This window comes from uncultured Halopseudomonas sp., from assembly GCF_963977355.1.
Taxonomy (GTDB): domain Bacteria; phylum Pseudomonadota; class Gammaproteobacteria; order Pseudomonadales; family Pseudomonadaceae; genus Halopseudomonas.
In genome coordinates, this window is the sequence record NZ_CAXBOV010000006.1 from 36,531 (window position 1) to 54,086 (window position 17,556).

Below are 17,556 nucleotides of genomic sequence, written 5' to 3' on the forward strand. Positions count from 1 at the left end.
TCCGATTCGGTTTCAGCCTATCCGAGAATTAGGACAACGGGATCCTCGAGCTGTTACAGCGCATGTAACAGCTCGATAAATTGGCAGGGGTACTTCTGCTCAGGTGCGCCGGGGAACCACAACTGCCAGCAGAAACAGCAGGGCCGCAGACACGACGATGGATGGGCCCGCCGGAGTATCCAGGTTCCAGGACAGCGCCAGCCCCCCCAGCACTGCCAGACAGCCCAGCACGCTGGCGCCCATGGCCATCTGCTCCGGCGTGCGCGCATGACGCTGCGCCGCTGCGGGGGGAATGATCAACAGGGAGGTAATCAGCAACACCCCGACGATCTTCATCGCCACCGCGATCACGATGGCGATCAGCAGCATCAGTGCCAACCGTATGGCCGTGACCGGCAACCCTTCAACCCTGGCCAATTCCTCATGCACCGTAATCGACAACAACCGCCGCCACAGCCAGACCAGCAATACGCTCACCAGGCCGAGGCCCCCCAGCATCCAGTACAGATCTGACCGGGCGATGGCCAGCAGATCGCCGAACAGATAGGCCATCAGATCCACCCGCACGTTATCCGATAGCGCCAGGACCACCAGACCCAGTGACAACGTACTGTGTGCCAGAATCCCCAGCAGCGTATCGCTGGCGAGCCATTGCTTGTGCTGCAGGGCAACCAGCAGAACCGCGAGGAGGACACAACCCAGTGTGACCGACACGGTCAGATTGATTTCCAGCAGGATACCCAGCGCCACCCCGAGCAGTGCCGAATGTGCCAGGGTATCGCCGAAATAGGCCATCCGCCGCCAGACCACGAAGGATCCCAGCGGCCCCGCAGTCAGAGCCAGAGCGAGCCCGGCAAGCATTGCGTAGAGCAGAAAATCAGGCATGGTTGCAACCGGGTCCATGTTGATGGGGTTCGCCATCGACGACTTCACCGTGCAGGTCGTGGGCGTGATCATGGTGGTGGCTGTAAATCGCCAGCGCGCTCGCGCGCTCGCCAAACAGGGCCAGGAAGGCGGGATCGGTACTGACCTGCTCGGGGTGGCCGGAGCAGCAAACGTGGCGATTCAAACACACCACCGTGTTAGTGGTGGCCATGACCAGATGCAGGTCGTGGGACACCATCAAAACGCCACAACCGTAGCGATCACGCAGCCTGTTAATGAGCTGATACAGCTCGACCTGGCCGTTCACATCCACGCCCTGGACCGGCTCATCAAGCACCAGCAAATCCGGCTGACGCAACAACGCCCTGGCCAGCAATACGCGCTGCAGCTCACCCCCCGATACCTGCTGCAATGGCCGCTCGCTCAGGTGCGGCGCGGCAACGTCTTCCAGCGCGGCCAATCCCTGCTCCCTGGTCACGCCCGGCGCCAGCAGCAGAAAGCGCAATACGGTCAAAGGCAAACTGGCGTCTACTTCCAGTTTCTGCGGCATGTAGCCAATACGTAAACGGGGCTCGCGTATAACCGAGCCCGAGTCTGCCTTGAGCAGTCCGAGCACTATCCTGACCAGACTGGTCTTGCCCGCCCCGTTAGGTCCGATCAACGTCACGACCTCGCCACGACGAACGCTCAGGCTGACATTCTCCAAAATCGCGTTGCCATGCAGGCGAAGACTGACGTTATTCAGGTCGAGTAACCGCTCGCTCATGCTGCCGCCTGACACTGGGCGCACACACCGATGATTTCCACGGTTTCGGCTTCAATCTGAAAACCCGCAGCGTCGGCACTGTCAGCGATAGCACGCCGGATAGGCGCGCGATCCAGCTCAATGGCAATGTGACACTGCTTGCAGATCAGAAACTGTCCTTGATGGCTATGCTCGGGGCTTGGGCAGCCAATGAACGCATTGAGTGAGGCTATCCGATGAACCAGACCCTGCTCGAGGAGAAAATCCAGCGCTCGATACACCGTCGGTGGTGCCGCGCGGCGGCCATCCTCACGAGCCAGCGTATCGAGAATATCGTAGGCACCCAGCGGCTTGTGGCTGGCCCAGACCAGTTCCAGCACACGTTTGCGCAACGCGGTGAAACGCACACCAGCGCGTTCGCACAGCTGCTCGGCGGACTCCAGCGCACCACTGACACATTCGTTGTGATCATGGGGCTGATGCGGGTCATTGGGCATGCTTGGATCTGGCATGGCTGCTGGGCCTTCAAAGTGGGTCTGTGCAAGGGCGTAAGTGCTGTTATCATATAACACTTTTATCCTTGGAGGTATGGCCCATGCGGCTGCGTCTGTATTTCTCCCTGTTGTGCCTGCTCGGCGCCGCTCCTGCCCTGGCTGCCGAAAATGCCCGGGTCCTGACCACCATCAAACCGCTGCAACAGATTGCCGCCGCCGTCATGGATGGCGTTGATACTCCGGCTCTGTTGATGGAGCCCGGCGCTTCCCCGCATACCTATGCGCTTCGCCCCTCCGACCGCCGCGCCCTGGCTGGGGCAGAGCGTATCTACTGGGTAGGGCCGGAGCTGGAACTGTTTCTGCAGGACCTGCTGGAGCGCCAGGACAACTCCGTAGCATTGTTGCACTTGCCGCAGATGACCGTCAGGGAGCAGATGCAATCGCATAACTTTCAAAATGAAAAGCCCGCCGACCACCATGGCCACGATACCCACGGCCACCACCATGACCACGGCAGCCTGGATCCGCATATCTGGTTATCGCCTGCCAACGCCAGCGCCATTGCCCGCTACATGGCCGAGGATCTCGCCAGTGTGTATCCACAGCAGGCCGATCAGTTGCAAGCCAACCTGGACCTGTTCGAGCAACGCCTTACGGCAATGGACAACAATCTGCGAGCACGGCTGAGCACGCTGCAGAAAAAGCCCTATTTTGTCTTTCACGATGGCTACGGTTACTTCGAGGATCACTACGGCATGCGGCCTCAAGGAATCTTCAGCCTGTCCCATGAGGTGCAACCCGGCGCGCGTCACATCAACCAGTTGCGCCAGCAATTGCAGGCCGCAGGTCCGAGCTGCGTCTTTACCGAGCCGCAATTCACTCCGCGCCTGATCAATAGCCTGACTGAAGGGTTACCAATCAGTGTCGGGACGCTGGATCCACTTGGCAGCGCGATTGATGTGGGACCCCAGGGTTACGAACGTACACTGGAGGACATTGCTGGGGCACTTGCCGGTTGCCTGGAAACGCTCTGATCAGAGCGCCATGGGTAGTTGCACGGCCACCTCGCGGTGGCCTTCGAGAACCCGCAGAAAATGTTCGGGATCCTTGATCAGTACCCCAGGCTTCTCCTGATGACTCGCAGCCGCTATTCGGCGCGAGAGCCAGAAACGCAGCGCTGCCAGCCGCAACATATCCGGCCAATGAGTCGCTTCCACCGGATGAAAGCGCCGCTGCCCAGCGTAACCGGCTAACAGTGCCTGGGTAAGTTCCTGGTCAAGCCGGGCATTTTCGTCCAGACACCAGTCGTTTGCGCAGATCGCCAGGTCATAGAGCGCCCAGCCAGTTGCTGCGTTGTAAAAATCGATCAAACCGGTCAGGTTGGGGCCTTCGAAGAGCACATTATCGCGAAACAGATCACCATGCAGAACCGTCTTCGGCATGGGTGGGCGCTCGGCCAGCAGATTTTGCATAAGTGGCACCATGGGCCCGATCAGCTCACGTTCCGACTCACTCATGTCGCCGAGCATGTCACTGGTCTGTTTTTCCATCCAGGCCAGCCCGCGATCACTCTGACGCACCAGTTGACTGGAATCTGTTGCCGCATGCATTTGCGCCAACACCTTTCCGAGTGCCTGGCAATGTCTCTCGTCCGGCTGCTGTACATGCTTGCCGGGCAAGCGCGGCTGCAACAGCGCTGGCTTGCCGTTCAGGGTGTGCAGCTTGCGGTCCAGCTGATCCGGTACAGCAAAGGGTACCGGTAGATCAGCCGCATGCAGACAATCGAGCAGACTGACAAAGAACGGCAGCTCATCCACAGGACCGCGCTCGACCAGCGTAAGTACAAACTCGCCCTGCTCGCAGCTAACGAAAAAATTACTGTTCTCAGTGCCTGCAGCAATACCTTCGAACGCCACCAGCCGGCCGAGTTCGAAGGGCTTGAGAAAGGCGCTCAGCTCGTTCTGACTGAGGGGCGTGAATACAGACATCAGGTCAGCCTACCATTCAAAGATCTTCCAGGACGGTATGCGCATACCTTCAGGTTGATCCGAGCGCATGAAATTGCCCTCGTCATCCACTGCAACCAGAAAGTAGGGCACTCCGCTATTGGGTATCACCTTGATAGCATAAAGAAATCCGTTGACCCGGTATTCCTCTACCGTGCGATCACCCTCCTGACGGATAACGACTTCGGGTTCGCCCGTCAGAGCCTCCTGGGCCAGAGCGGTCGAGCCAATAGTGAGTACCAACCCGGTAACGGCCAATGCACGGCCAAGTATGCGTATCATGATAGTCTTGTCCCTTGATGATTTTACCCCTTCATTCTAGCCTCTTTTAGCCATGGGAAGTTGACCTGAAGCATGACTGATCAAGCCCCCCTCGTTCTGGTAGATGGTTCCTCCTACCTATACCGGGCATTCCACGCGCTGCCGCCATTGATGACCTCTACCGGGAAACCCACCGGAGCGGTCAAGGGCGTGCTCAATATGCTCAACAGTTTGCGCCGGCAGTATCCGGACAGCCCTTTTGCGGTCGTATTCGACGCCAAGGGCAAGACCTTCCGCGATGACCTCTTCGAGGACTACAAGTCCCAGCGTCCGCCGATGCCTGACGATCTGCGCGTACAGATCGAACCCTTGCACGCCAGTGTCAGGGCTCTGGGCCTGCCGCTACTCTGCGTGGATGGCGTCGAGGCAGACGATGTTATCGGCACACTGGCCCGCCAGAGTGCCGCAGCGGGCTGCCCTGTGGTGATTTCCACCGGCGACAAGGACATGGCGCAACTGGTGGACGAGCACATCACACTGGTCAACACCATGAGCGGAACCGTGCTCGATATTGCCGGGGTAAAGGAAAAGTTCGGCGTGGGCCCCGAGTGCATCATCGATTTTCTCGCGCTGATGGGCGACAAATCAGACAATATTCCGGGTGTCCCCGGGGTTGGCGAGAAGACCGCTGTTGGCCTGGTCGCCGGTATCGGTGGCGGACTGGACCTGATCTACGCCAACCTCGACAAGGTACCCGAGCTGCCGATCCGTGGAGCCAAGAAGCTCCCCGAGAAGCTGCTGGAGCATAAGGAGATGGCCTATCTCTCCTATCAGTTGGCGACCATCAAGATAGATGTCGAACTTGAGCTGCGCGCTGACGCGCTGATGCCGGGCGAGCCCGACCGCGAGGCGTTGAAGACCCTCTATCAGGAGCTGGAGTTCAAGAACTGGCTGGATGATCTGCTGCGCGAAGAGAAGGCAGAGGGTGTCGCGCGAGCAGCGCCTGACCAGATGGAGACTGCCGAAGCCAGCTATGAAACCATCCTTGCCTGGGAAGACTTCGAACGCTGGCTGAGCAAGCTCAAGGCCGCGCCACTGTTTGCCTTTGACACCGAAACAACCAGCGTCCACGCGCAACTCGCCGAGCTGGTTGGCGTCTCGCTGGCGGTCAGCCCCCACGAAGCCGCATACATACCGCTGCGTCACAGCTATATGGGCGTACCCGAACAGCTTGATCGCGACCAGGTGCTGGCCGCCCTCAAGCCGCTGCTGGAAGATATCGACAAACCCAAGGTCGCCCAGCATGCCAAATACGATATCAACGTGCTTGCTCACTATGACATCCGCGTGCGCGGCGTCGCCTTCGACACCATGCTCGAGTCCTATGTGCTGGACTCCACCGCCACGCGGCACGATATGGACAGCCTGGCGCTGAAATACCTGGGCCATGGCACAACCCGTTTTGAAGATATTGCCGGCAAGGGTGCCAAGCAGCTGACTTTCGACCAGATCGCTCTCGAGCAGGCAGCGCCCTACGCCGCAGAAGATGCCGATGTCACCCTGCGCCTGCATCAGACACTCTGGGCCAAACTGGCCGAACAGCCATCCGTCGCCAGTGTGCTGCAGGATATCGAGATGCCGCTGGTGCCGGTGCTGGCCGACATTGAACGCTGCGGCACGCTGGTGGATGCCCAGTTGCTGGGGGTTCAGAGCCGCGAACTGGGCGAGAAAATGGTCGCACTGGAGCGAGAAGCGTTTGAGCTTGCCGGAGAAGAGTTCAACCTCGGCTCACCCAAACAGCTGGGCGTCATCCTGTACGAGAAACAGGGTATACCAGTCATCTCCAAGACCGCCAAGGGTCAACCGTCGACCGCCGAGGCGGTGCTGGCTGAGCTGGCCGAGCAAGGCTACCCGCTGCCCCAGGTCATCATGCAATATCGCACGGTAAGCAAGCTCAAGAGCACCTACACCGACCGGCTTCCCGAGCAGATCAATCCGCGAACCGGCCGCATTCACACCAGTTACCACCAGGCTGTCACTGCCACAGGCCGGCTGTCCTCATCTGACCCGAATTTGCAGAATATTCCAATTCGCAGCGCCGAAGGTCGACGTATCCGCCAGGCGTTCATTGCGCCGGCGGGTTACAAACTGATGGCCGCCGATTACTCGCAGATCGAACTGCGCATCATGGCTCACCTGGCCCAGGACGAGGGTTTGCTGCACGCTTTCCGCCACGACCTAGACGTGCACAAGGCGACAGCCGCGGAAGTATTTGGCGTGGAACTCGAGGCCGTCTCGGCGGATCAGCGGCGCAGCGCCAAGGCGATCAACTTCGGTCTGATCTATGGCATGAGTGCCTTCGGCCTGGCAAAACAGATCGATGTCGACCGCAAGCAGGCCCAGGCCTATATCGACCGCTACTTCACCCGCTACCCCGGCGTGCTCGCCTACATGGAGCGCACCCGCGCCCAGGCTGGAGAGCAAGGCTATGTGGAAACCCTGTTTGGTCGCCGCCTGTATCTACCGGAAATACACGCCAAGAATCAGGCCATGCGCAAGGGCGCGGAACGTACAGCCATCAACGCGCCGATGCAGGGTACGGCCGCTGACATCATCAAGCGCGCGATGGTAACCGTGGATAACTGGCTCCGCGACACTGGCCTGGATGCACGGGTTGTCATGCAGGTGCACGACGAACTGGTCCTGGAAGTGCGCGAAGACCTTATCGATCAGGTGAGTACAGGACTCAAGCAACATATGGCAGGCGCGGCATCCCTGGATGTGCCCCTCGTTGTTGACGTGGGTGTGGGCAAAAACTGGGACGAAGCGCACTGAGCGAAAATAATCGGGATTTTGCTGAAAGGTGCCGGAACTAAACAAATCCCAGACTGGTCAGATCCTGTGAATGGCCAGTCAAGCCTTTCGTCTTCCTAGATGTGATTTAGTGTTGGCAGAACGTCGGGCGGTCTTTCCCTAGCACAGCCCGATGCTTGAATCCCGGATCTTTCCTCCCCATAAGAGATCCGGGGTTTTTTTTGCCTGTCATTCAGCGTGTCAGTCTTTATGCTCGTCTTCGGGCAGATCAGTAAGCTGATCATCTTCGGGCTCATCTTCAACGAACAGCCAGCTTTCCAGAATCCCGTAGGCCTCCTCCAGCCCCTGACGCTTGGGCGCGGAAAACAGCTGCACAGTGGCGCGATTACCGTACTCCTTGCGCACGATGGTTTGCACCTTGAGCAGTACATTCTTGGCCGCGCCATAGGCCAGTTTGTCCGCCTTGCTGAGCAGAATATGCGCGGGCAAGCCGGTCACATCACTCCACTCGAGCATCATTCGATCAAAATCCGATAGCGGATGGCGAATATCCATCACCAATACCAATCCGGCCAGGGAGTCACGCCCGGTCAGATAGGCATCCAGGTGCTCCTTCCAATGCTCCTTCAGCGCCAGGGGCACCTTGGCGTAGCCATAACCCGGCAGGTCCACCAGGCGCCGCTGCTCATCCAGGGCAAAAAAGTTGATCAGTTGCGTACGACCCGGCGTTTTCGAGGTACGCGCCAGACGTGCATGGGTCAGCGTGTTCAGGGCGCTGGATTTGCCCGCGTTCGAGCGACCGGCAAAAGCGACCTCATAGCCCCGATCCAGGGGACACTGCTCTACCTGGCTGGCACTTTTAATGAAGGTGGCTTGCTGACAAAGAGATACAAGGGGTGTTGCTAAGGGCATGGGAAGATCCGTTATGCTACTGTCGAGTGGCCGATGACATTCACCTTGACCATTACCTTAGTATATACTGCTGCGGTTTTATATCGCGAAAGCTTACTGCGACATTATGGACGTTGCGTCGCCTTGAGGCGACGGATAGCATGGACCACCAGGTGCGAAGTGCAGTTTCAGGTGTTGTCTTCGGGATAAACGAGGCAGGCTGTTCCACATAACACGGCGTAAACGCCGGAAGAACAGACCAAGCCCCTCTTTCAGCCGTAATTGGATTAGCCGATGAATAAATTACTCGTTAGTCTGGTGTTATCTCTCGGTATGGCCGGTTCGGTCCATGCAATGCAGGGTAACGCTGAAGCCGGTGAAGGCAAAGTGGCCACCTGCGCCGCCTGCCACGGCGCCGATGGCAACAGCGCCATGCCCAACTTCCCCAAGCTTGCTGGTCTGGGCGAGAAGTATCTGTACAAGCAGTTGATGGACGTCAAGGAAGGTCGTCGGGTCATTGTCGAAATGACCGGCATCCTGGATCCGCTGAGTGAACAGGATCTGCGTGATATCGCTGCTTTCTACGACGCACAGGTTCCCGCGATGGGTGTTGCCGACGCGGATCTTGCTGTCCGTGGCGAAGAAATCTTCCGCGGTGGTGACTTGGCTACCGGGCTGCCGGCATGCACTGGTTGCCACTCGCCAACCGGCAAGGGCAACGATCCTGCTGGCTTTCCACGCCTTGCTGGTCAGCATGCAGCCTACACTGCCAAGCAATTGACCAACTTCCGCGAGGGAGAGCGCACCAATGATGGCGAAGCCATGATCATGCGTACCATCGCCGGTCGTCTCAGCAACAAGGACATTGAAGCTGTTGCCAACTACATTCAGGGTCTGCGCTAGATCCTTTATGTTGCAGGGTATGTCCCCTGCTTCACTTCAAGGGTGGCTTAGGTCACCCTTTTTGCTGGCCGCTATAATCTGGCTCGTAGTGAATTTTTTACTGGTTGATCTGTCACATATGGATCAGCTCCAAGATAAAACTCGTTAGGGAAGAAAACATGCGCGTATTGATGACCGCAACACTGGTTTGGCTGCTCGGCAGCTTCACTGCTGTTCAAGCTCAGGCATTGATGGCACCAGCCGAGTTCAAGGCCGGCGAACATTACATCGAACTCACCACGCCAGCACCCACTCAGGATCCTGACAAAATCGAAATAGCCGAGTTGTTCTGGTACGGCTGCGGCCACTGCTTCCAGTTCGAGCCAGTACTTCAGGAGTGGAAAAAGACATTGGCTGAAGATGTGAACTTCCGTGAGGTTCCGGCCGTGTTCGGCGGTGTATGGAACACCCATGCACAACTTTTCTACACAGTTCAGAGCCTGGGCAAGCTGGAAGAAACTCACAAGGCCATTTTCAATGCGATCCATGTTGAGAAGCTGAGTCTGGCCAACGAGGACGAGATGATCGAGTTCCTTGAGCCGTACGGCATCAATGCCGAGGAATTTAATAAAGCCTGGGCGTCGTTCGGTGTGCGCAGCAAAATGTCCGAGGCAGGTCGTCTGGCCAAGGCTTACCGGGCCACCGGCGTTCCAACCTTGATTGTGAACGGCAAATACCGGATCGAGGGCGGTATGGTAGGCGGCTTCGATGGCATGCTTGAGGCGGCGGACTACTTGGTCGATCAAGAGCGCCAGGCACGCTAAGGCATGCCCAAGACCGGACCTGCCAACAAAACCCGCAGACGTTCTCTGCATGGCCAGATGCTACCGGGTAACCTGCAGACCAACGATCTGTGCCCGGCAGGAACGGTTGGCCTGCCTGAAGTGCTCAAACTCCTGAGCTTCAACATTCAGGTAGGCATCAATACCCAGAAATACCATCACTACCTCACGCGTGGCTGGCAACACCTGTTGCCGGCCACGGGTAGACACAATGTGCTCGGACAAATCGGCCGGGTGCTGAGCGACTTTGATCTGGTCGCACTGCAGGAAGTCGATGGCGGCAGTATTCGGTCAGGCTACGTCAACCAGGTCGAACACCTGGCCCGCGAAGGTCAATTCCCCTTCTGGTATCAACAGCTGAATCGTAACCTGGGGCGTTTTGCTCAACACTCCAATGGTTTGCTCAGCCGGTTTGCGCCTGACTACCTTGAAGATCACAAGCTCCCGGGTATTCTGCCAGGCCGCGGCGCCATATTGACCAGCTTCGGCGAAGGGCAGAACTCGCTTCTCGTGGTCATGATGCACCTCGCGCTCAGCACCAAAGGCAGGGCAAATCAACTGGCCTATATTCGGGACCGCATCGCTGATCACCAGCACGTAGTGCTCATGGGTGACATGAATACCCACGCGGAGGATCTGCTCGATCACTCTCCGCTCAAGGGCAGCAAATTGCACACCGCTGAGCTACCCGGCACATACCCCAGCTGGAAACCTGCCCGGGTACTTGATCACATCCTGATCAGCTCCAGTCTCAGCATCGAAAAAGTCGATGTGCTCGCCCATCCTATTTCCGACCACTTACCCGTCGCAATGCACATACGCCTCCCGCCGGGCATTTGCGCCTCTGACTGCAAGCCCTCAGATAGCTGATTCAATCAGGTTCTGGCCAGACGCCCCCTTTTCTATATAATCTTCTGTATCACCGTGTGCAGGAGCACTCATGATCGATTCCAGCAAGACCTCCCGGCAATCCGGCAGCGCAGACACGAAGTCGCCTGCGGAGGGCACTGATCAGCAGGAACTGCTCAAGCGTGGCTTGGTGCGCGTGAGTATCGCAGCGGACGGACTCGATCCGCTGCTCGATAAACGCTTGAAAGAACTCCGTAACGCCTTGCGCAACGATGCCGCCCCCCATCTACTGACCGAGCTGATGCCGGGGCTCGAAAGAGCCGTGCTGGCAGCTGACAGCGCCCGGGAAGAACGCATGCGCAATATCAGTGCATCGTTACGCGCACTGGTCAAGCAACTGCAGCAACGTAGATTGGCAGGCGATATCGGTGCCAGTCTCAAGGATCTTGCCCAGCGCTTGAACACGCCTATCGAATACGCTTCGACGATGGAGGCCCTCATTGCCGACATCGTCAGCTCCCAGGCCCAGGTACTGAATACCGCACCCGGTGAGGCGCCATCCGGGCTGTTATCACGGTTATTCGGCTCAGCCAGCGCACGGGATGCAAAGAAAACGCCCGAGGAACCAGAAGCACTAGAAACGTCAGAACCACCGGAACCACCAGAAACAGCTAAGCCGATTATCCTCGAGCCTCCAGCACCACCGGTACTCAAATCGGAACCTGATGGCCTGATCCCCGAGCTGCCCGCGGCGCAAGCGATTATCGAGGACAAGACTGAAAAACCTGAGGAAAGCGCAGTAGTAGGTAGCCTCGCCGGTGAAGAACAGCACTATTCCAAGGCCGCAGCTCACATCGAAACAATCCTGCTCAACTTGATCTCAGAGCTTCAGGTACTGGAAAGCCAGCGCCTGCAGGCCGAGCAACTGCGTGAGCGTATCGCTGGCGGTTTGAATTGGTATGAACTGGCAGCATCACTTGATGAGCTAGCGCTCCTGGTGCTGGGCAGCCAACAAAGTCGTCAGCAGGATTTCGAGCTGTATCTGAAGCAACTCAACAGCCGTCTGGCCCAGTTCCAGGGCAACCTCGAAGAAGCCCACGAAGCCTATACCGGATCACTGGAGGTGGGCAGGGTACTTGATGGCACCATTCGCGATCAGGTCCAGGACCTGCACGGAGAAGTCAGCTCCGCCACCGACCTGGAAACACTGAAAGCCAATGTACAAAGCCAGCTGGACTCATTGCTGGTGAATGTCGAGCAGTCGCGCACCTTGCATATGGACCGTGAACAGCAGGTCGCGGGACGACTGGAGTCCATGGTCGAGCGTATTGCGGCGATGGAAGTCGAGGCGACTACCTTCCGCAACCACCTGGAAGATCAGCGCAAGCTGGCAATGATTGACGCCTTGACCGGATTACCCAACCGGGCCGGGCTGCAAAAGCGGATGAACGAAGAATACGAGCGCTGGCAACGATACGGTGGCCAGCTACTTCTGGTCGTACTGGATGTAGATTACTTCAAGCGCGTCAACGATCAATTCGGCCATCTGGCTGGGGACAAGGTGTTGAGGCTGATTGCCCAGCAATTGTCGCGGCGCCTGCGAAAATCAGACTTCATAGGGCGGTTCGGCGGCGAAGAGTTTGTCGTACTCATGCCAGGCACCGGCGTTGACCAGGCGGCAATGGTGCTGGAAGAACTGCGCGCAGGTATCGAGGGAAGCCCGTTCCATTTCAAGAAAGAGCGCGTCACCATCACGATTTCTATCGGCTTCACCGACTTCCGCCAGGGCGATTCACTGGATAAGGTCTTCGAACGAGCGGATCAGGCGATGTACCGCGCGAAGGACGGTGGACGTAACCGCCTGGTCCAGGCCGACTGAACGGCATTACCGAGCCCAGGTCTCAACGTATTTACCGTCCGGATCATGCCGCTCGGCCTGCATGGCCACGTTAAAGGCCCTGCCTCCCCTCGGGTCGTGTCCAACCCCGGCGATATAGGCCCAGTTACCCCAGTTACTGGCGGCATCGTAATCAATCAGCTGCTGCTCGAACCATGCAGCACCCAGACGCCAATCCTGCTGCAAATCGTGTATCAGATAACTCGCGGCGATCTGACGTCCACGGTTGGAGAGAAAGCCACTGGCATTCAGCTCTCGAAGGCAAGCGTCGACGAACGGCTGACCGGTATTACCCCCGCGCCAGTCCAACCAGCGTTGATCCGCGCCGCGCGGAGGGGTCCCGTTCTGCAAACCGCCGAAATGGAAAAAGGCGGAGCCGTGTAACCGCAGGCTGAGTCGAAAAAACTCCCGCCAGAGCAATTCGAACCACAGCCAGTAGGTCGAATCGTTGGCGCCGTGTACCGCCTCATGCTCGCGCAATTCATGCATAACCCGGCGCGGTGAAAGGCATCCATGGGTAAGCCAGCTCGATAGTTTCGATGAGAAATGCTTGCCCAGCAGCCCGTTTCGGGTTTCCTTGTAATGCCTTACCGACTGGCTGTCCCATAGATAATCATCCAGCCATGCCCGGCCTGATGTCTCTCCAGGCCCCTCGGGGAGGGCAGACCGAGGCTCTGCCGGGCAGGCTTGCAGACCCAGATCCAGCAGCTCAGGCAAACCCCGCATCAGATCCAGTGCACCCATCGGGAGCGGCGCCATGCCAGCGCTCAAAGGCAATGGCGTATGAGCTGGTGTATGCTTTTCTATCTTGTTACGAAAACGGGTAAATACGCCGGGCATAGCCTCCAGAGAAAAGGGCAGGTCAGCTGGATCAAATAGCGCATTGCTCTCCAACACATGCAGATCCACGTCATGGGGCAAAGCCTGTTTTAGCCTGGCCATCAAAGCCTGCTCATCCGGAGCATGCTCGGCGTGGGCATAAACAGCCTGAACATCCATATCCACACACAGCGAGGGCAGCACTTGCTCCGGCTCTCCCTGCAGCACCAGCAGATCCGAACCCTTGATCCGCAGGGTACGCTGCAAATCCGCGAGACTTTCCAGAATAAACTGTGCCCGCCGCGGGCCGCAGGGCAAGAGCCCACGGCCATCGGGTTGAAACCATCGGGGATCAATACAATAGACCGGGAGACAATCCGTGGCCTGCATCGCGGCAGCCAGAACCGGGTTATCGTCTACGCGTAAATCCTGTTTGAACCACAGCAGGCTAGTCATATACGGGCACACCTATACCAAATCGATACAAAGATGATAATGTGCATAACTATTAATTGCCATGGGAAGACACCGTGAAACAGCCTACATACCCCACATTGCCCTGCCGCGGCTGCCAGGCCGATTGCCCCAACCGCTCACACTGCCAGGGCAAACCATGGCGCAGTGATTTTCAGGGCCAGACCCGTCAGCCCCAGACACCACGGCACTGATACGCTGCAACCCGTGAAGCGGCATGCTAGGCTGCTGCTTTTGACAAGCAGAGCCTTCGACCATGCTGCGCCGTGCGCCCCCATTTCTTTGTCTGTGCCTGCTGTTAACCCTCGGCGGATGTACCCGCAGCCTGGAAATAGACACCCGCTACACTTCGGCAAATCACGACAGTCGCGTGCAGTACATTGTTGTGCATTACACCTCATCCGGCTTCGACCGTGCCCTGCAACACCTGACCCATGGCTCGGTTAGCAGTCATTACCTGATCAGCGAAAAACCCACCACTTACCGCCTGGTCGACGAAGAACATCGCGCATGGCATGCGGGCGACAGTAGCTGGCAGGGACGAACCTGGTTAAACGCCAGTTCAATCGGTATCGAAATCGTTCATCCGGGCTATACCGATACCGCGCAGGGTCGACTCTGGCACCCCTGGCCAGAGGAGCAGATCAACGCGCTGATACCATTGCTGCAGGACCTGCTGAAGCGTCATAAACTTAGTCCTGACCGGGTACTGGGCCACAGCGATATAGCCCCGCAGCGCAAAGTGGACCCTGGCCCGCTGTTCCCCTGGCAGCGCCTTGCAGCCTCTGGCGTATCAATCTGGCCTGATGCCGAAAAGGTAGCTCGAGTCCAGGCAGAGCTGGCAGGCCAGGCGCCCCCGCTGGAATGGTTCGCCGAAGCGCTGGTCCGTTTTGGCTATGGCCTCGAGCCTGATCCACAACAGATCAAAACCACAACCAATGTGCTGGCAGCCTTCCAGATGCGCTTTCGGCCGAACCGGTTCGATGGCCAGCCTGATGCGCAAACAGCGGCAATTCTTGCCACTCTGGTGCCTGAATCGATGCGTTCACCCCTCTGGTGCCGTCCGCAGACATCGCCCACCACGAACCAACTGCCCCCGTGCAGAATCGCCAGCCCGGTCACCAAACCCAATCCCGAGGCTGTCCAGCCATGATCGGCAAACGACTCAGCAGGCTGCATGATGCTTAACGGAATCTGGCTAAGCTTCTTTCTGGCTGCCTTCGCCGCAGCGCTCTGGCAATGGTTGGGCATGGGAGACGCCGAGGTCTTCAGCCGGCTGGTAGCCTCGCTGTTTGAAATGGCGCGCCTCAGCGTCGAGATCATTCTGGTGCTGGTCGGCACCATGACCCTCTGGCTAGGTTTTCTCGCCATTGCAGAGAAGGCCGGGCTAATCCGCGTGCTGGCCCGCGTGCTTGATCCGCTGTTTCGCCGGCTGATGCCCGAGGTACCCAGCGGTCATCCCGCCCTGGGCCACATAAGCATGAATTTTGCGGCCAACATTCTCGGCCTGGACAACGCAGCCACACCGATCGGCATCAAGGCCATGCACTCGCTGCAGAGCCTCAACACCACCCCCAACACCGCCAGCAATGCACAGATTCTTTTTCTGGTACTCAACTCGTCATCGCTTACCCTGCTGCCGGTAACCATATTCATGTACCGCGCCCAGCAAGGCGCAGCGGAACCGACTGCGGTCTTTCTACCCATACTGCTCGCCACCACCGCATCGAGTCTGGTCGGATTGTTCAGCGTTGCTTTCATGCAACGATTGAAGTTGTGGCACCCGGTGGTGCTCGCGTACCTGCTGGGTGGCGGTCTGGCACTCGGACTTCTGCTCACCGCATTGGCGGGGATGTCGGCACAGGCATTGGCGGCCACCTCAAGCCTGGTGGGCAATCTAACCCTGTTCGGAATCGTGATCGCTTTTCTGGTGATTGGCGCGCTGCGCAAGGTCAATGTCTATGACACCTTCATAGAGGGCGCCAAGGAGGGCTTCAGTTTCACCATTTCCCTGTTGCCGTACCTGGTCGCCATGCTGGTTGCAGTCGGCGCTTTGCGAGCCAGCGGCGTACTCGATGCGGGACTCGACGGGGTGCGCTGGGTGGCAGAGGGGCTGGGCTGGGATACCCGGTTTATCGACGCTTTGCCTACCGCGCTCATAAAACCTCTTTCCGGCAGCGGTGCCCGAGCCATGATGATCGAAACCATGGACAACTTTGGCGTAGACAGCTTCCCCGCATTATTGTCTGCGACATTCCAGGGCAGCACCGAAACGACGTTTTACGTGATTGCGGTGTATTTCGGCGCCGTTGGTATAACCCGCATACGCCATGGACTGGGCTGTGCTCTGCTGGCAGATCTGGCCGGTATGCTTACAGCCATCGGCGTCTGCTATTGGTTTTTCGGTTAACCAGGCCCTGTTTTTAACAATTACTGCCGGTCTGGCAAAACACCATCACTATTTCAACCGCTGTAACAAAGCTGTCACACAGAGCCATTACTGTTCACACATCGGCAAAGCAAACCCGGTATATAACGTCTTAATGGAGACTCAAGTGATGAAACTGAAGACAGCTCTTACCACTGCGGCCCTGGCAGTCAGCATCGCCGCCGTATCGGCTCCGGCCATGGCTCGCGACACTATCAACATCGTTGGCTCGTCCACTGTTTACCCGTTCGCAACCGTTGTTGCCGAGCGTTTTGGCCGTAACACTGACTTCCCGACTCCCAAACTCGAGTCTACCGGTTCCGGCGGCGGTCTTAAGCTGTTCTGTGAAGGCGTTGGTACCCAGTATCCGGATATCACCAACTCTTCACGCCGCATGAAGAAAAGTGAATTTGACAACTGCCAATCCAACGGCGTTGAAAGCATCACTGAAGTACGTATCGGCGCTGACGGCATTGTAATTGCCCAGTCCAACGAAACAGACAAGCTGAACCTGAGCCTCGAGCAGGTCTACCTGGCTCTGGCCAAGAGCGTCCCGGATCCCAAGGGCGGCGACAAACTGGTTGCCAACCCCTACATGAAGTGGAGCGAGATCGACGCCAGCCTGCCAGACATGGCTATCAACGTCATGGGGCCACCTCCCACGTCCGGTACCCGTGATGCCTTCGTAGAAATCGCGATGGAAGGCGGCTGCAAAAGCTTCAGCTTTATCAAGGAAATGGAAGAAGACGCCTTCAAGACCGCTTGCCACAGCATGCGTGAAGACGGTCCCTTCGTTGAAGCCGGTGAAAACGACAACCTGATCGTTCAGCGCCTGGCTCAGGACAAGAGCACCATGGGTATCTTCGGCTACAGCTTCCTGATGGAAAATGAAGGCCAGGTCCACGCTGTCACGGTAGACGGTGTCACTCCGACGCCTGAGACTATCTCCAACGAAGAGTATCCGGTAGCCCGCTCACTGTTCTTCTACGTCAAGAACGCTCACGTAGGTGTTATTCCGGGTATCCAGGAATACGTCTCCGAGTTCACCAGCGAAGGTGCCTGGGGTGACAACGGCTATCTGGTTGATGTTGGCCTGGTTCCCAATCTGCGCGAAACTCGTATGACCGTCGCCAAGGCAGTCAAAGAGCAGAAGCCAATGACTGGTAACGAGCTGTAATTACTTCCAACTGGAAGCGTCAGGGATGACAGAGAAGAACGCGGGCTGTGCTGGCCCGCGTTCTTTTATTACGTTTTGCGTAGTTATTTTTT

16 protein-coding genes are annotated in these 17,556 nt (G+C 57.8%); 9 read left to right on the forward strand and 7 right to left on the reverse strand.

Annotated features, from left to right (window positions below):
* Positions 1–99 precede the first annotated feature (99 nt).
* The 3 genes from znuB to AAC076_RS04255 are packed head-to-tail and all read right to left on the reverse strand — an operon-like array spanning position 100 to position 2,142.
* Positions 100–885 (reverse strand): zinc ABC transporter permease subunit ZnuB, encoded by a 786-nt coding sequence (gene znuB / locus AAC076_RS04245; RefSeq protein WP_339843280.1) that lies wholly within the window; start codon positions 883–885, stop codon positions 100–102.
* Positions 878–1,651, reverse strand: coding sequence for a zinc ABC transporter ATP-binding protein ZnuC (znuC, locus tag AAC076_RS04250; protein ID WP_339843158.1), 774 nt, complete (start codon positions 1,649–1,651; stop codon positions 878–880). Before znuC ends, znuB begins: the two co-directional genes overlap by 8 nt.
* Positions 1,648–2,142: a Fur family transcriptional regulator gene (locus tag AAC076_RS04255; RefSeq protein WP_339843159.1), complete on the reverse strand. Its 495-nt coding sequence runs from the start codon at positions 2,140–2,142 to the stop codon at positions 1,648–1,650. Before AAC076_RS04255 ends, znuC begins: the two co-directional genes overlap by 4 nt.
* Before the next feature lie 83 nt (positions 2,143–2,225).
* Here AAC076_RS04255 and znuA point away from each other — a divergent pair, with 83 nt between their 5' ends.
* Positions 2,226–3,158: a zinc ABC transporter substrate-binding protein ZnuA gene (gene znuA / locus AAC076_RS04260; RefSeq protein WP_339843160.1), complete on the forward strand. Its 933-nt coding sequence runs from the start codon at positions 2,226–2,228 to the stop codon at positions 3,156–3,158.
* Here the strand turns inward: znuA and AAC076_RS04265 are convergent, their stop codons facing one another.
* Entirely contained in the window at positions 3,159–4,112 is a 954-nt protein-coding gene (locus tag AAC076_RS04265; RefSeq protein ID WP_339843161.1) for a homoserine kinase, read from the reverse strand.
* Positions 4,113–4,121: 9 nt separating this feature from the next.
* The gene (locus tag AAC076_RS04270) at positions 4,122–4,412 is read right to left on the reverse strand and encodes a DUF2782 domain-containing protein (RefSeq protein ID WP_339843162.1); all 291 of its coding nucleotides are present in this window, start codon (positions 4,410–4,412) and stop codon (positions 4,122–4,124) included.
* 72 nt (positions 4,413–4,484) lie between these two features.
* Here AAC076_RS04270 and polA point away from each other — a divergent pair, with 72 nt between their 5' ends.
* Entirely contained in the window at positions 4,485–7,226 is a 2,742-nt protein-coding gene (polA, locus tag AAC076_RS04275; protein WP_339843163.1) for a DNA polymerase I, read from the forward strand.
* Positions 7,227–7,445: 219 nt separating this feature from the next.
* Here the strand turns inward: polA and yihA are convergent, their stop codons facing one another.
* Positions 7,446–8,117, reverse strand: a complete 672-nt coding sequence (gene yihA, locus AAC076_RS04280) for a ribosome biogenesis GTP-binding protein YihA/YsxC (protein WP_339843164.1) — start codon at positions 8,115–8,117, stop codon at positions 7,446–7,448.
* 273 nt (positions 8,118–8,390) lie between these two features.
* On the opposite strand from yihA, the gene AAC076_RS04285 reads away from it, so the two are divergent.
* From AAC076_RS04285 to AAC076_RS04300, 4 genes are all read left to right on the forward strand, one after another.
* On the forward strand, positions 8,391–8,999 hold the full coding sequence (locus tag AAC076_RS04285) for a c-type cytochrome (RefSeq protein ID WP_339843165.1): 609 nt from the start codon (positions 8,391–8,393) through the stop codon (positions 8,997–8,999).
* 158 nt (positions 9,000–9,157) lie between these two features.
* A complete protein-coding gene (locus tag AAC076_RS04290; protein ID WP_339843166.1) occupies positions 9,158–9,802 on the forward strand; it encodes a thiol:disulfide interchange protein DsbA/DsbL in 645 nt (214 codons plus the stop codon).
* Between the two features lie 57 nt (positions 9,803–9,859).
* The gene (locus AAC076_RS04295; protein ID WP_339843281.1) at positions 9,860–10,690 is read left to right on the forward strand and encodes an endonuclease/exonuclease/phosphatase family protein; all 831 of its coding nucleotides are present in this window, start codon (positions 9,860–9,862) and stop codon (positions 10,688–10,690) included.
* Positions 10,691–10,760: 70 nt separating this feature from the next.
* Complete coding sequence (locus tag AAC076_RS04300) at positions 10,761–12,548, forward strand: diguanylate cyclase (protein ID WP_339843167.1); 1,788 nt, start codon at positions 10,761–10,763, stop codon at positions 12,546–12,548.
* A gap of 6 nt (positions 12,549–12,554) precedes the next feature.
* Here the strand turns inward: AAC076_RS04300 and AAC076_RS04305 are convergent, their stop codons facing one another.
* On the reverse strand, positions 12,555–13,841 hold the full coding sequence (locus AAC076_RS04305; protein WP_339843168.1) for a DASH family cryptochrome: 1,287 nt from the start codon (positions 13,839–13,841) through the stop codon (positions 12,555–12,557).
* Positions 13,842–14,115: 274 nt separating this feature from the next.
* Between AAC076_RS04305 and AAC076_RS04310 the strand changes: the two genes are divergently transcribed.
* The 3 genes from AAC076_RS04310 (at position 14,116) to AAC076_RS04320 (ending at position 17,464) form a co-directional block, all read left to right on the forward strand.
* Positions 14,116–15,012, forward strand: a complete 897-nt coding sequence (locus AAC076_RS04310; RefSeq protein WP_339843169.1) for an N-acetylmuramoyl-L-alanine amidase — start codon at positions 14,116–14,118, stop codon at positions 15,010–15,012.
* Positions 15,013–15,039: 27 nt separating this feature from the next.
* Positions 15,040–16,269: a nucleoside recognition domain-containing protein gene (locus AAC076_RS04315; RefSeq protein ID WP_339843282.1), complete on the forward strand. Its 1,230-nt coding sequence runs from the start codon at positions 15,040–15,042 to the stop codon at positions 16,267–16,269.
* Between the two features lie 145 nt (positions 16,270–16,414).
* Positions 16,415–17,464: a substrate-binding domain-containing protein gene (locus tag AAC076_RS04320; RefSeq protein ID WP_339843170.1), complete on the forward strand. Its 1,050-nt coding sequence runs from the start codon at positions 16,415–16,417 to the stop codon at positions 17,462–17,464.
* The last annotated feature ends 92 nt before the right edge of the window (positions 17,465–17,556 follow it).

Excerpts from the sequence above, each read along its gene's own strand:
- znuB (WP_339843280.1), bottom strand. The coding sequence starts at position 885 with ATGCCTGATTTTCTGCTCTACGCAATGCTTGCCGGGCTCGCTCTGGCT.
- znuC (WP_339843158.1), bottom strand. The coding sequence starts at position 1,651 with ATGAGCGAGCGGTTACTCGACCTGAATAACGTCAGTCTTCGCCTGCAT.
- AAC076_RS04255 (WP_339843159.1), bottom strand. The coding sequence starts at position 2,142 with ATGCCAGATCCAAGCATGCCCAATGACCCGCATCAGCCCCATGATCAC.
- znuA (WP_339843160.1), top strand. The coding sequence starts at position 2,226 with ATGCGGCTGCGTCTGTATTTCTCCCTGTTGTGCCTGCTCGGCGCCGCT.
- AAC076_RS04265 (WP_339843161.1), bottom strand. The coding sequence starts at position 4,112 with ATGTCTGTATTCACGCCCCTCAGTCAGAACGAGCTGAGCGCCTTTCTC.
- AAC076_RS04270 (WP_339843162.1), bottom strand. The coding sequence starts at position 4,412 with ATGATACGCATACTTGGCCGTGCATTGGCCGTTACCGGGTTGGTACTC.
- polA (WP_339843163.1), top strand. The coding sequence starts at position 4,485 with ATGACTGATCAAGCCCCCCTCGTTCTGGTAGATGGTTCCTCCTACCTA.
- yihA (WP_339843164.1), bottom strand. The coding sequence starts at position 8,117 with ATGCCCTTAGCAACACCCCTTGTATCTCTTTGTCAGCAAGCCACCTTC.
- AAC076_RS04285 (WP_339843165.1), top strand. The coding sequence starts at position 8,391 with ATGAATAAATTACTCGTTAGTCTGGTGTTATCTCTCGGTATGGCCGGT.
- AAC076_RS04290 (WP_339843166.1), top strand. The coding sequence starts at position 9,158 with ATGCGCGTATTGATGACCGCAACACTGGTTTGGCTGCTCGGCAGCTTC.
- AAC076_RS04295 (WP_339843281.1), top strand. The coding sequence starts at position 9,860 with ATGCTACCGGGTAACCTGCAGACCAACGATCTGTGCCCGGCAGGAACG.
- AAC076_RS04300 (WP_339843167.1), top strand. The coding sequence starts at position 10,761 with ATGATCGATTCCAGCAAGACCTCCCGGCAATCCGGCAGCGCAGACACG.
- AAC076_RS04305 (WP_339843168.1), bottom strand. The coding sequence starts at position 13,841 with ATGACTAGCCTGCTGTGGTTCAAACAGGATTTACGCGTAGACGATAAC.
- AAC076_RS04310 (WP_339843169.1), top strand. The coding sequence starts at position 14,116 with ATGCTGCGCCGTGCGCCCCCATTTCTTTGTCTGTGCCTGCTGTTAACC.
- AAC076_RS04315 (WP_339843282.1), top strand. The coding sequence starts at position 15,040 with ATGCTTAACGGAATCTGGCTAAGCTTCTTTCTGGCTGCCTTCGCCGCA.